Source organism: Mycobacterium sp. (assembly GCF_032159775.1).
Taxonomy (GTDB): Bacteria; Actinomycetota; Actinomycetes; order Mycobacteriales; family Mycobacteriaceae; genus Mycobacterium.
Genome location: NZ_JAVHWK010000113.1, coordinates 1 through 13,229, shown reverse-complemented (window position 1 = coordinate 13,229; position 13,229 = coordinate 1). Strand labels below are relative to the sequence as shown.

Genomic DNA, 13,229 nt, shown 5'->3' with positions numbered 1-13,229 from the left:
GTCACGATGCTGCCTCCGATGACTCGGGCCGGTCTTCGGCGATGGATGGGGGTTTGTCCGACGCGCGCGTGGCGCCTCTGAGTGAAGTCGCCATCCGGAACACGGATTCCTGGACCTCGGGATGGTCGAGCGCGTCGCGATCGAGTTGGCCAACGAATGCGCCGTTGCGCATGACGAACGCGCGATGCGAGAGGCCGATGATCTCGGGCATGTCCGATGACGCCATCACCACTGCCATGCCCGCAGAGGCGAACTGGGCGATAACGCGGTAGATCTCGCTGCGTGCGCCGACGTCCACTCCGCGCGTGGGTTCGTCTAGCAGCAGGACGTTGACCTCTCCGGTCAGCCACCTGGCCAGCACCACCTTCTGCTGGTTGCCGCCCGACAGCGTGCCAACGAGTTGACTCATCCCGCTGCTGCGCAACCGCACCGAGTTCATCGCGTCGGTGACAGCCGTGGATCGTGCCTTGCCGCGCAGCCAGCCCGCGATGCTGAAGGACGACAGTCGGGGCAGCGATCCGTTGTCCAGCACGCTCATCGACAGCACCACGCCGGAGATCTTGCGGTCCTCGGGCACCATCGCCATGCCGTGCGCGATCGCGGCAGCCGGCACGTTGCGCTTGACTTGGCGTCCCCGCACCACGATCTCGCCCTCGGTGCTGTGCCTGGCTCCGAAGATCGCCTCCAGCAGTTCGGTTCGCCCGGCGCCGACCAGACCGGCAAGCCCGACGATCTCTCCTGCGTTCACCGTGAGCGACACCGGCTCGGAGGCGCCGTCGACGTGCAGATCGCGGATCTCGAGGACCGGTTCGGCGGTCGGTTCGCCACGATCCGGGAACAGCGCGTCCAGTTCGCGGCCGATCATCGCGGTGACGATGTCGTCCTCGGACACGTTGGCCACCGACTCGTCCATGACAAGGGCGCCGTCCCGCAGTACGACGACCCGATCCGCGATGGCCTGGATCTCGGCCATCTTGTGGGTGGTGTAGACCATCGCGACGCCGTGCTCACGGAGACGGCGCACGATCGCGTAAAGGCCTTCGACCTCGCGCTCGGAGATGGCCGACGTGGGCTCGTCGAGCATGACGACGTGCGCACCCGTGCGGGCGGCCTTGACGATCTCCACGATCTGCCGCAAACCGACCGGAAGACTGCCCATCCGAGCGGTGGGCGAGATCGCCACGTCGAACGCCGAAAGCGTTTGCCGTGCCTGGTCGATCATCGCCCGGCGATTCAGGAACGGGCCCCGTCGCAGTTCCCGTCCGACGAACAGGTTCTCGTAGACCGTCATGTCCTCGATCGACGCCAGTTCCTGCGGCACGATGGCCACGCCGTGCCGCACCGCATTGCGAGTGTTGCCGGGGGCAAGGCGGTTGCCCTGCACCGACACGCTGCCCTCGTCGGCAACGTACTGACCGCTGACGATCTTCATCAACGTCGACTTGCCCGCGCCGTTCTCCCCTGCCAAGGCGGTGACGGTGCCGGGTTCGAGGCGCAGCGTGACGCCCTTGAGAACGGGGACGCCGCCAAAGCTCTTTTTGATGTCCGCGCACTCGAGTAGCGCCTGCGCCATCGAGATCTCCCTTGGTCGATGCCCCCGCGGACAGACCTATGGTTCCCGCTCGCGACGCGGTGTAACCATTGTCACACGGGGTAATCGAACCGCGCCGAGATCGCCCGGCCTGAATCCGAGAGGCACGCCCATGTCCGATCACGCAGTCGATCTCGACTTCCGGCTGGACGACAGGGTCGCCCTGGTCACCGGCGGCGCGTCGGGGATCGGCGCCGCCATCGCAGATGCGTTGGCCGCCAAGGGTGCCCGGATCGCGGTGGCAGACCTCGCCGAGGGTAGCGAGTTTCATTGCAACGTAAGCGATCCCGATTCGGTAGCCAGGACGGTCGGTGCTGTTGTGGAAGCACACGGTCGGATCGATATCTTGGTCAACAGCGCAGGCATCGTGCGGCTCGGCCCCGCAGAGGATCTGGCGGTGAAGGATTGGCAGGCCACCATCGCGGTGAACCTCACGGGCACCTTTCTGATGTGCCAGGCAGTTGGCGCGCACATGCTCGCCGCCGGTCGTGGCGTCATCATCAACATGGCGTCCCAGGCAGCCACCGTCGCTCTCGACGCGCATGTGGCCTATTGCGCCTCGAAGTTCGGCGTGGTCGGCGTCTCGAAGGTCCTTGCTGCCGAATGGGCCGGACGGGGCGTGCGGGTCAACACCATCTCTCCGACGGTGGTGCTCACCGAACTCGGACACCAGGCATGGGACGGGCCCAAGGGTGACGCACTCAAGAAGCTCATCCCCTCGGGCCGCTTTGCCTATCCCGACGAGATCGCAGCGGCCGCAGTGTATCTGGCCTCCGACGCCGCAGGCATGGTCAACGGCGCCGACCTGATCATCGACGGCGGCTACACCATCAAGTAGGTGCGCACGCCGATCGGACGCGACCTAGGGCGACCCACTCGCCATGACGCGCTCCCGCAGTTTCTCGGTGGCGACGTCGAGGACCATCTTCTTGGCCCGTTTGACGAGGAACTCGGGAACCGGAGCGCCCAGTTCAAGGATGATGTCGAAGCGCACCCGCGTCCTGTCCTCGCCCTCCGGGGTGAGGTTGTACTCGCCGTGCAGCCCGCGCTGTTGAAACGTTTCCGATGAGTCCCACACCATCCACCGGTCGCCCCAGTGGTACTCCAGGATCTCCTTGTCAGTGATCCCCATGATCTTCAGCGTTGCCTTCACATGGTGTGGGCGCCCGTCGGGATGACGGTCGAGGATCTGGGCGCTCTTGTGCAGCGCCGACCACGTCGGCACGGCTTCGATGTCGGCGAGCACGTCGAGGATCGCCTCCGGAGGGGCGTCGACGACGACTTCGCGCGATGCTCGAACAGCCACGTTGGCAAATCTAATCCTCTTACCGCCGCAGCGACGGCCAACGCGGCAAGTCACCACCCGATTTCGTCGAGCGCGGTGGTGCCCTGCGGTGGCGCACCGACCGGACCGCCCGGTGTCCTGGAGAACCGCGGCGCCGGTGCGGCCTGCTCGACGCCGTTGTTGTCGACAACCGTCGAACGTGCCCTGAGGTGCTCGTTTACCGCGGCCTCCGTCCACGTCAGCACCGGAGTCACGCAGGCGTCGATGCCGGCGAATATCTCGGACCATTCGTCGCGCGTCTTGGCCGCGAATCGCTCTGTGAAGATCTTGTGCATCTGCGGATAGGCTGCGATCTCGAACTGACTCGGCACGTCCTGCGGCGACAACTCCAACCCGGTCAGCAATTGAGCGAAGAACTGCGGTTCGATCGCGCCGACGGCCACGTATCTGCCGTCAGAGCATTCGTAGGTGCGGTAGAACGGCGCGCCGCCGTCAAGCAGGAACGACTCCCGCTCGTCGCGAAGGCTGCCGGTCGCCTTCATCGTCCACATCATCTGCGACAGGATGCTGACACCGTCGACCATCGCCGCATCGATCACCTGGCCCACGCCGGACCGCTCCCGTTCGTACAGCGCGGCGACAATGCCGACGAGCACGAACATCGAGCCGCCACCGAAGTCAGCGACCAAGTTGAGAGGCGCGACCGGCGGCCGGTCCCGATATCCGATCGCGGACAGTGCACCGGTTTGCGACAGGTAATTGATGTCGTGGCCTGCGGTCATCGCCAGCGGGCCGTCCTGGCCCCAACCCGTGATGCGGGCGAAGATCAGCCGAGGGTTGACCGCGGCGCAGTCCTGCGGACCGATGCCGAGCCGCTCGCAGGTGCCGGGCCGGAAGCAGTCCAGCAGCACGTCGGCCTTGGCGGCCAGATCCAGCAGCAGTTGCGGCTGATTCTTGACGTCCAGGTCGACGATGCGCTTGCCGCGGTGCAGCAGGTCGACGTCCTCGGCGGGCATCGTCAGTCCGCCGGGCCGACGCACTCGCACCACGTCGGCGCCCAGGTCAGCGAGCATCATCGCCGCATGCGGGCCTGGGCCGATGCCGCCGAGCTCGATCACCTTCACCCCCGCCAGGGGACCGGTTTTGGCCATGCCCGCAGACTAGCGGGGTGGCTGAAAAAGAAAGCACGCTCACGGTGTTGGTCGCGTTCGGGGCCAACCTCGCGATTGCGGTCGCCAAGACGGTAGCGGCAGTGCTGTCGGGGTCGGCGTCCATGGCCGCCGAGTCGGCGCACTCGTGGGCCGACACCGGCAATCAAGGCTTGTTGATCGTGGCCAACCGGCGAAGCAGCCGACCGCCCGACGCCGAACGGCCGTTGGGATACGGGGCCGAGGCCTACGTGTGGTCTCTGCTGGCGGCGGTCGGCTTGTTCGTTGTCGGCGGGACGCTGTCGGTCTGGGGCGGCGTCACCGAATTGCTGCACGGCGAGTCGGGCGCCGAAGACTACCTGGTCGCCTACATCGTGCTGGGCGTTGCTTTCGCCCTCGAGTCCTCGTCGCTGTTTCAGGCTCTACGCCAATTACGCGGAGAGGCAAGGGAATACGACAGAGATCTTTTCGCGCATGTGCTGGAGACGTCCGACCCGACCACCCGCGCGGTGTTCGCCGAGGACACCGCGGCACTGATCGGCATCGCGCTGGCCGCACTGGGAATCGGGCTGCACCAGCTCACCGGTGAGGTTGTGTGGGACGCCATCGGATCCATTCTGGTCGGCATCCTGTTGGGTGTCGTCGCCGTCGTGCTCATCGACCGCAATCGCCGCTTCTTGGTGGGTGAGCCGGCCAGCACGGAACTGCAGGGCGCCGCGATCGCCCACCTGGAGAAGCTGCCAGAGGTGGCGTCGGTGCGTTTCATCCGGCTGGTGTTCGTCGGACCCAAGCAGCTGTTCCTCGTCGCCAGTGTGGATCTGGTGGGCGACGCGGTCGAGACGGAGATAGCGAAAACCTTGCGGCAATTGGAGAATCAGCTGCAGGACGAGCCGTACATCGTCGATGCCGTTTTGACGATCGCTGAGCCTGATGAGCTGGACCGGCAGCTCTAGCGGCTCCCAGTTCGATATGGCCTGACGCCGATGTCAATTGCGGCGTCTTTTGCAGGTGAAAGCCCTACGGTGGTCGCATGGCGACGGTCGTGGCGTGCGGGTCATGCGGCACTGCCCTGTCAGAGAATGCCAAATTCTGCTGCGAGTGCGGCGCCTCGACAGCCGTTTCGGCGGAGACGGCGAACTACAAACAGGTGACGGTGCTGTTCGCCGACGTGGTGCATTCGATGGACTGGCGGCAGCCATGGACGTCGAGCGCCTGCGCGAGGTGATGACCGAACTGCTTGAACGCTCGGCGGCGCTGGCGCGTCGATACGGCGGCACGGTCGAGTACAACGGCGACGGCGGGATAGCCATCTTCGGTGCCCCGGTCACGCTGGAAGATCACGCTTTTCGCGCGTGCCTGACGGGCCGACGATGCGCCCGCCGTCAGGCGTGTTTGGCAACCCTGCGCCGCGGCGGCCGACAACGCCTCACGGACGAGTCGGCTCTTGCCGACACCTTCTGATCCGCTGATGACCGCGCCCGACACGTCGGATCCCGAGATGGCTGCCTCGACTGTGCGCATCTCCTGGGTGCGGCCGCTGAACGGCCACGACATTCGCACTCGAAGAGCCTAAGAGCGCCGGGGCTATCTGCCGCCCTTTTTGACCTTCATCACCTGCTTGCGCAGACCGTCGGTGGCCGACTCGAGCCCACCTTTCATCGCGCGCTTCAACACGAACCCCGGGATCGGAACCGCCGGGTCCACCGTGATCTCGAACTTGACCCGCGTCTTGTCGCCATCGGGGGTCAGGGTGTATTTCGCATCTTGGGTCTTGAGCTGGCTCGAGCTGATGAGCGTCCAGCCCGCGCTGCTGTCGGTCCATTCGTACTGCACGACCTGTTCGTCGGCGATGCCCATGGTCTTCAGCTTCAGCTTCACCCGGCCCGGCCTGCCGCCCTCGACCGTGTCGAGGATCTCGGCGCCCTGATGCTGCGACGACCAGTCCGGTGCCGTCTCGACGTCGGCGATGACGTCGAGAATCTCCTGGGGTGTTGCTTCGATGACCACTTCGCGTGAATCGCTGACTGCCATGGCGCGACCATAGTTACCCCCACCGGCCGCCGCGGGTCTATCGCGGGAATCGGGCGGTCACTCCGGCCATTTGTTGCCCAGGATGATCTCGACGAAATCCTCTCGGACGAATGTCGGGTCGTAGTGAGCCAGGACGTCGGCGTTGACGGTGCCGAAGGTGCTCTGCGGGCGGTGGACGTTGCCCTCGGTGAATGCCGCGAGGATGCGGCGTTTGAAGTCGGGCCTTGGATGGGCGGCCGTCACGGCGGCGAGCGCGTCGGCGGACAGGTCGTCGCGGCCGATACCGAGTACATCGGTCTCCACGCCCGCGGTGACAAGGGCGATCTCCGGATCGAGGAACTCGGGGACACCCGGCGTCGTGTGCAGAGCGATGCTCAGCCATACCTTGCGAGCGGTGTCTTCGCCGGCTCCGCGGGCCAGCAGGAAGTCGCGTGCGGCGTTGGCGCCGTCGACCTCGAAGCGCGCCATCGATTCGCGGTAGCCCTCGGTCAGGCCGACGTCGTGGAACATGGCACCGACGTACAGCAGTTCCAGGTCGGGCTCCAGGCCGCGGCGCCGACCCGCGAGCGCGCCGAAAAGGAAGACGCGACGGGAGTGGTCGAACAGGAGGTCGTTCTCCACGTCTCGGACATATTCGGTGACGTCCCGCACCAGCGGGCTGTCGGGAATCGTGATTCCAGCAATGGTTTGTGTACTCATGGGAACAGTCTTGGCGCGCGGACATGCGGCGATCCATGTCCGATCCGCCATCCTTCCCACAGAAAGCGACATACGCTGGTGTGATGCCCACCGAGCATGTCGTCGTCGTTGTGGTGTTCGACGGCATGAAGCTGCTCGACGTCGCCGGACCCGCAGAGGTCTTCGCGGAGGCCAACCGGTTCGGCGCGTCATACCGGTTGGTGGTGGCGTCCGTCGACGGCGCCGAGGTGACGACCTCGATCGGAACGCGCTTCGCGGCGACGACGCGCATCGATGCCGTCGAGTTCGCCGACACCGCAATAGTGTCCGGCGGCGACGAGTTGGTCGGCAAGCCCATCGACCCGGACCTGGTCGCCGCCGTGCAGAGGCTCCGATCACGCAGCCGCCGGATGGCGTCGATCTGTACGGGGTCGTTCATTCTCGCGCGTGCGGGTCTGCTGGCCGGCCGCCGGGCGACCACGCACTGGCGTCACACCAGACTCCTGGCGCGGGCATACCCAGACGTGACGGTCGAAGCGGACGCCATCTTCGTCCGAGACGGCGACCTGTACACCTCGGCGGGAGTCTCAGCCGGTATCGATCTCGCCCTGAACCTCGTCGAAGACGACTACGGTGCGGATCTGGTTCGTGAGGTGGCACGGTCGCTGGTGGTGTTCCTCAAGCGTTCGGGCGGCCAGTCGCAGTTCTCCGCAGCGGTGGAGGCGGAGCCACCCAAGCGATCGGTCCTTCGAGGGGTGACCGATGCCATCGCAGCCGACCCGGCCGCAAATCACAACGTCAAAGCCCTTGCCTTACAAGCTTCTTTGAGCACACGACAACTGACTCGGCTGTTTTCCTCCGAGCTCGGCACTACGCCGGCACGTTACGTCGAAGCCATCCGGATCGACGCAGCACGCGCGGCTCTCGATGCAGGCAGCTCCGTCGGCGATGCCGCCCGCACCGCGGGCTTCGGCAGCCCAGAGACGTTGCGCAGGGTGTTCGTCAGCGAGTTCGGCATCTCACCGAGGGCTTACCGTGACCGGTTCCGGTCAACGGTTGGCGGCTAGGACGCCGGCGGGATCAGCATCGACTGCCAGGTCTTGTTCTGCGGGTGAGCGAGGTCGGCCTGCGTGTAGCGGTTGCCGTCGGGCCCGACGTAGTCACCGGTTGCCGGATCGTAGGGCGCGAACGCGACCGGCGGTGGCGGCGCAGCCCCGGTGCCCGATGGGGGCGGCAGCCGCGGATCCGAACCCGGGGCGTATTGCGGCACACCCTGACCGGACAGCGTCGCGTTCGGGTCGCCCTTCCAGTTGAAGCCGTCGTTCAACGGCACGTACTCCTCATTGCTCTCGCACATCTCCGCCGTCGGCGCCCGTTTGGCTGGGTTGCCCTCACACGGAATGTTGCGCACGCCACGAACGTTCAGCGATGACTCCTGCGGCACCCGGCAGTACAGTTCGCCCGCGGGCCGCTCAGGGTAGTCGACGTCGGAAGGCGAACGTTGTTGTCGCACCGGCAGGAATCCGGTGTTGCAGGGTGGCGGCAGGTTGAGGTTAAGGTTGAAGTCGAGGTAGACGCCCTTGTAGTCCTGTTTCGTGTTCGCGTTCGCGGCAACGATCGCCGACATGACGGCCGTCCCCTGTGGGAACAGAACCAGCAGTTGTTCGATGTCGGAGCGGTAGGTCACCGCTATCTCGCCCAGGCTCACCAGGTTGGCCAGCAGCACGGGAAGGGCCGGGGCCACGCGGTCGAACAACGCTCTGCCTTCCTCGAGCGCAGGCCCGCCGATGTTGAGCAGGTCGGCGAACGCCGCGTCCTGCGCCTTCAGCTGTCCGGTGATCGACGCCATCCGGTCGGCCCAGGTCGCAATCGAATCTGCCGTCTGCACTTGAGAATTCAGCACCGGCGGGGACTGGTCGATCAACGCGGTGATCGAGTCCTGGTTCTTGGCCGCCTCCCGCGCCAGCGATGTCGATCCGTCGACGATGCGGGACAGTTCCGGACCCAGGCCGGCGACGGCCTTGTCCGCTTCGTCGACGACGGTGCGGAGATTGTCCTGCGGAATCGCCTGCAGCGCCCGATTGGTGGCGTCCAGCAGGCCACCGATGTCGGGCGGAACCTGGGTCCTGCCGACGGGGATGACGTCGCCGTCGGCCAGCGTCCGCGACGTGTCGCCCTGTCCCCCTTGCGGAGTCAGTTCCACGAACTGCTCTCCCACAGCCGACCGGCTGTGCACCGCGGCCGATACATCGGAGGGCACCTTCGTCGACGACTGCAACTTAAGGACCGCACGGACGCCGTCGCGGGTGACGTCGATGGAGGAGACCCTGCCGATCTCCGAGCCGCGATAGGTGACCACGGACGTCGGATAGAGACCTCCGGACGACGGAAGCTCGAGCATGACGTGGTAGCGCCCGAAACCAAGCAGCGCCGGCACGTTGACGAACCCGAAAGCCATGACACTGCAGGCGATCACCGTGACCACTGCAAGGATCGCCAGTTGGATCCACACCGAACGGGGCAGCCGCAACATCTCAGTAGGCTCCCCACCGGTAGGGGGCGATCAGCGGGTTGCCTCCGGTGTACGGGCTGGGCATCTGGCCGATGGTGCGCCCCCACTGCATCTCGAGTTCGGTGAGGTTGCCTTCCCATCGCGTTCCGGTGAACAGCCCGGCGTCCAACCTACTGAGGGTGAGGTCGATGACGAGGGTGATGTTCGCGAAGTCCCCGCGGAACCAGTTGGGGACGGTGCTCTTGACCCATGGGTAGGTGGACAGGAAGTCCAGCCCCTTGGTGAGCGCGGGTCCGGCGTTGGCCAATTCCCGCAACACCGGCGCCATGTTGCGCAGGTTCGCCACGAACGATTCCTTGGTCTGGTTGACGGTGTCGATGGCGATCGCGCTGAACTTGCCCAGTGCGTCGACGGCGTTCGCGATCTTCTGCCGTGAGTCCGCCAGCACGGCCAGCGCCTGCGGGACGGTCGTGAGCGCCCTGTCGACGGTCTTGTCGTTCGCCGCGACCTGACCGACCAATGAGTTGAGATTCTCAGTGGCCGTGATGATGTCGTCGGTCTGGCTGTTCAGCTGCGCGATGAAGGCATCCAGTTGGGTCAGCAGGCTGCGGAGGTCGGCTTCCCGGCCCTGCATCGCCTTGGCGAAGGCCTGGTTGATCTCCTGCAGCTGGCCCAGTCCGCCGCCGTTCAGCAGGATCGACACCGATGCCAGCGTCTGCTCGGTGGTCGGATAGGTGCTGGCCGAGGAGAGCGGGATCACCGAACCGTTCTTGAGCTCTCCCTGTGGCGCCTCGTTGGCCGGGGGTGCCAATTCGATGTGCATACCGCCCAGCAGGCTCGTCGTCCCGACCTTGGCGGTGCTGTTGGCCGGTAGCCGGACACCGCCGTCGATGCGCATCGTCACCAGCGCGTGCCAGTCCTGCACTTCGATCTTGGTGACGTTGCCGACGTTGACGTCGGCGACACGCACCCGGGTGTTCTGTTGAATGACAACCACGTCGGGCAACTGCGCCTGGATCGTGTACGAACCGTCGCCGTCGCCCTGGGTTCCCGGCAAGCTCAGCGAGTTGAGGCCGCGCCACTCACATCCCGGGATCGCAGGCACACACACGGCGATGAGCGCAACGGCCAGCACACGCCTCACCGCGTGCCTCCTGGCACCATCAGGCCTTGGAGTCCCTGGCTGGCGTCGGTGGACGTCGCCTCCGGCGGCAGATCCCCGATCGCCGCTTCTGCCGCCCGTGGCTCCCCCGGATTATTCAGGGCCGCAGGGACATCGGGCGGTGTCTGCGGCGGCAGGTGCGGATTGAGCCGGTCTTCGCTGTAGGTGATCTCGTTGGGCCGCGCCGACGCTCCCGCGAATGGGTTGATACCCAGCGGCGGGAAGTTGTATTGCCGGTTCTTGATGATCGGCGCAAGATACTGGACACACAACTTCGACGATTGCTCCCAGTTCTCACGCGACGCGGCTTGGATTGCGCTACAGATGAATTGGACGGTGTTGGCGAAGTTGACAGGGGCCAGAATGCCGGTGACCGCGCTCTGCGCGGGTTGGTAGATGTTCATGAAGTTCTGGAACACCGTCGGTGCGATATGTAGCACCTGCTTGACGTCACCGCGGCTGTCGTTGAGAGCAGTGGTGATCGCGTTCAGGTGATCGAAGGTGACGCCGAGGCCTTCTCGGTTCTCGGCGACGAAGCCGCGCAGGTCATTCACCGCGCCGTCGAGGCCCTGTGTCGCATTGGCCACCTCGTTGGGTGTATTGGACAGCACGGTGGTGATGTCGGCCAGATTTGTGTTGAAGGCGGCGAGGAGATCGCTGCTGGAGGACAGCGCCGATACCAGCAACTGCAGGTTGCGCACCGTGCTGAAGATGTCGGTGCTGTGGTCACCGAGTGCCGAAACCGCCTTGGATAGCTTGATGACCGTGTCCCGCGCGGTGTCCCCCTCGCCGCGCAGGTTGTCCGCGGCACTGTTGATGAACTCGCCTACCGGGCTTGGTCCGCCGGGCGTGGTGGGCTGCAGCGAGTCGGTGAGCTTCTCCAGCTGCTGGCGCAGATCGTCCCACTCGACAGGAACCGCGGTGCGTTCCTTCGGAATCGTGGCGCCGTCGGCCAGTTTGGGGCCGCTGGAGTACGCAGGCACCAGCTGGATCGCCCGCGCGCTGACGAGCGACGGCGACAGGATCGCCGCCTGTACATCGGCGGGCACTGGGTATTCCCTGTCGACCGAGAAGGTGACCTTCGCCGCGTTAGGCTGCGGGTCGATCTCGTCAACGGTTCCGACGGCGACACCCAGGATACGAACCTCGTCGCCGGTATAGAGACCGTTGGTGTTGGCGAAGTACGCGACGAAAGTATTCCTTCTGAGGGCTCCCACCGGCGTGGCGACCACGGTGATCGCGACCGCAAGAATGGCGACCAGCGTTGTCGCGATGGCGATTCGCGCTGTGCGGACGGACATCATTGTCCCCCGCCCGCAGGCTCAGGCACGGGTGGCCCGACGGTCGGTGGCGGCAGCTCGCCGGGCGCAGGCGCCAAGGCGGGCGGACCGGGCGGAGGCCCACCCGGTGGGGGCGCAGGAAGGGGCTCGCGATACGGATAGCAGCCAGTGGGGCCGGGAAGCGGCACACCAGGGGGGCCGCACCCCTGATCGCCAGGGTTACCTGTAATGGCATCGGGCAGAGTCAAATTCGCCTCTCCACCCTGCCCGGTGCGCGGATACGGCACCGGCAGTGCCGGGGTGCCGGGCTGGCCGACCCCTGGGTCGACCAGTTGCGAGGGCAACAGCACATTGGGGTCAAGACCGAGATCGGAGAATGCGGAGTCGATGAACGGTTGGGCGAACTGACCAGGTGCGAGGTTGACCAGTGAGGCCTTGAAGAAGGGCCCCGCGCCCAGCACCTCGCCGAACGACATCGCGTACCGCCGAAGCAGATACAGAGTGCGCTGCAATTCCTTCTTGCGGTTGTCCAGGATGGCGAGCACGCCGTTGAGTTTGTCGACGGCAGGTTTGAGCTGTGTGCGATTGTCGTTGACGAGTCCCGATATCTGGTGTGACACCGCGGTGAGGTTGTTGAACAGAGCATCGACGGAATTGCGTTGCGACAGAAGCTCGGACAACAGCGCGTTGGTGTTGACGACAAGGCTTGCGATCTGATCACTACGCTTCGCCAGCACCGCGGTGACCTTGTTCGCGTTGGCCAGCAGGTTGCGCAGCTTCGCGTCGCGGTTGTTGAGAGTGTCGGAGAACCGTGCCACGCCCTCCAGCGCGATCTTCAGGTCGGGCGGGGTGTCTTTGAAGGTGTTCGCCAAAGTCGTCAGCGCCGAGGACAGCTGCGTGGTGTCCAGGGTGCTGATGGTGGTGGTCAGGTCGCCCAACGCGTCCGGAAGGTCGTAGGGAGACTTGGTCCTATCGATCGGAATCGTGCCGCTGAGGATGCCGTCGCCGCGCGGCGTGATTTCGAGAAACTTGGTGCCAAGCACTGTTTCGGTCTTGATGGCGGCCTCGGTCCGGTCACCCAGTTCGACGTCACGGTCGACTGTAAACTTCACCAGCACCTTCGTGCCTTCAAGGTGGATGCTGGAGACCCTGCCGACAGACATGCCCGACACCCGCACGTCGCTTTCGGGTTTGATGCCCCCGGCCTCTGCGAAGTATGCGGAGTAATTGGATTTGCCGTTGACGAACGGAATCTTGTCGTAGGAGAAGACGGCGATCACCGAGACAGTCACAATAAGAATGCCGACCAGACCGACCACGACTCTGTTGCGCTCCGCCAGCGGCTTGAGTCTGGGCCTCTTCAGCTTGTCCCTGAGAGTGGTTGTGAGTCCGGTCATTTCGGTGTGCACCGTCCAGAGTCTTGACCGGCGAGCTTGACGAACACAGGCTGACCGCCCTTACCGTTGACCTTGAGAATCGCATCGCAGAGGTAGAAGCCGAAGTAGTCGCCGTAAAGGCCGTTGCGTGCCAGCACCTGGTAGG

12 protein-coding genes and 2 pseudogenes are annotated in these 13,229 nt (G+C 65.3%); 4 read left to right on the top strand and 10 right to left on the bottom strand.

Annotated features, from left to right (window positions below):
- Position 1: 1 nt before the first annotated feature.
- The gene (locus tag QOJ24_RS13445) at positions 2–1,573 is read right to left on the bottom strand and encodes a sugar ABC transporter ATP-binding protein (protein WP_526261911.1); all 1,572 of its coding nucleotides are present in this window, start codon (positions 1,571–1,573) and stop codon (positions 2–4) included.
- A gap of 130 nt (positions 1,574–1,703) precedes the next feature.
- Here QOJ24_RS13445 and QOJ24_RS13440 point away from each other — a divergent pair, with 130 nt between their 5' ends.
- Positions 1,704–2,429 (top strand): SDR family NAD(P)-dependent oxidoreductase, encoded by a 726-nt coding sequence (locus QOJ24_RS13440; protein ID WP_526261909.1) that lies wholly within the window; start codon positions 1,704–1,706, stop codon positions 2,427–2,429.
- A gap of 24 nt (positions 2,430–2,453) precedes the next feature.
- On the opposite strand, the gene QOJ24_RS13435 is transcribed toward QOJ24_RS13440, so the two are convergent.
- Both QOJ24_RS13435 and QOJ24_RS13430 read right to left on the bottom strand, forming a co-directional pair.
- Positions 2,454–2,897, bottom strand: coding sequence for an SRPBCC family protein (locus QOJ24_RS13435; protein ID WP_526261907.1), 444 nt, complete (start codon positions 2,895–2,897; stop codon positions 2,454–2,456).
- A gap of 50 nt (positions 2,898–2,947) precedes the next feature.
- Entirely contained in the window at positions 2,948–4,027 is a 1,080-nt protein-coding gene (locus tag QOJ24_RS13430; RefSeq protein ID WP_526261905.1) for a CaiB/BaiF CoA transferase family protein, read from the bottom strand.
- Positions 4,028–4,044: 17 nt separating this feature from the next.
- On the opposite strand from QOJ24_RS13430, the gene QOJ24_RS13425 reads away from it, so the two are divergent.
- Together QOJ24_RS13425 and QOJ24_RS13420 are read left to right on the top strand one after the other, a co-directional pair.
- On the top strand, positions 4,045–4,977 hold the full coding sequence (locus QOJ24_RS13425; protein ID WP_526261904.1) for a cation diffusion facilitator family transporter: 933 nt from the start codon (positions 4,045–4,047) through the stop codon (positions 4,975–4,977).
- A gap of 77 nt (positions 4,978–5,054) precedes the next feature.
- Positions 5,055–5,383, top strand: a pseudogene (locus QOJ24_RS13420) (adenylate/guanylate cyclase domain-containing protein); the annotation flags it as partial.
- 225 nt (positions 5,384–5,608) lie between these two features.
- Here the strand turns inward: QOJ24_RS13420 and QOJ24_RS13415 are convergent.
- Together QOJ24_RS13415 and QOJ24_RS13410 are read right to left on the bottom strand one after the other, a co-directional pair.
- A complete protein-coding gene (locus tag QOJ24_RS13415; RefSeq protein WP_526261902.1) occupies positions 5,609–6,055 on the bottom strand; it encodes an SRPBCC family protein in 447 nt (148 codons plus the stop codon).
- A gap of 57 nt (positions 6,056–6,112) precedes the next feature.
- A complete protein-coding gene (locus tag QOJ24_RS13410) occupies positions 6,113–6,754 on the bottom strand; it encodes an HD domain-containing protein (protein ID WP_526261900.1) in 642 nt (213 codons plus the stop codon).
- Between the two features lie 83 nt (positions 6,755–6,837).
- Between QOJ24_RS13410 and QOJ24_RS13405 the strand changes: the two genes are divergently transcribed.
- Complete coding sequence (locus tag QOJ24_RS13405; RefSeq protein ID WP_526261898.1) at positions 6,838–7,800, top strand: GlxA family transcriptional regulator; 963 nt, start codon at positions 6,838–6,840, stop codon at positions 7,798–7,800.
- Here QOJ24_RS13405 and QOJ24_RS13400 read toward each other — a convergent pair.
- From QOJ24_RS13400 to QOJ24_RS13380, 5 genes and pseudogenes are all read right to left on the bottom strand, one after another.
- Positions 7,797–9,266 (bottom strand): MCE family protein, encoded by a 1,470-nt coding sequence (locus QOJ24_RS13400; protein WP_526261896.1) that lies wholly within the window; start codon positions 9,264–9,266, stop codon positions 7,797–7,799. The two genes, QOJ24_RS13405 and QOJ24_RS13400, sit on opposite strands and share 4 nt — an antisense overlap.
- 1 nt (position 9,267) lies before the next feature.
- Complete coding sequence (locus QOJ24_RS13395) at positions 9,268–10,389, bottom strand: MCE family protein (RefSeq protein ID WP_526261894.1); 1,122 nt, start codon at positions 10,387–10,389, stop codon at positions 9,268–9,270.
- Positions 10,386–11,711, bottom strand: a complete 1,326-nt coding sequence (locus tag QOJ24_RS13390; RefSeq protein ID WP_526261892.1) for an MCE family protein — start codon at positions 11,709–11,711, stop codon at positions 10,386–10,388. The genes QOJ24_RS13395 and QOJ24_RS13390 overlap by 4 nt, the downstream gene beginning before the upstream one ends.
- Complete coding sequence (locus QOJ24_RS13385; RefSeq protein WP_526261890.1) at positions 11,708–13,084, bottom strand: MCE family protein; 1,377 nt, start codon at positions 13,082–13,084, stop codon at positions 11,708–11,710. Before QOJ24_RS13385 ends, QOJ24_RS13390 begins: the two co-directional genes overlap by 4 nt.
- Positions 13,081–13,229, bottom strand: a pseudogene (locus tag QOJ24_RS13380) (mammalian cell entry protein); the annotation flags it as partial. The gene QOJ24_RS13385 and the pseudogene QOJ24_RS13380, both read right to left, overlap by 4 nt.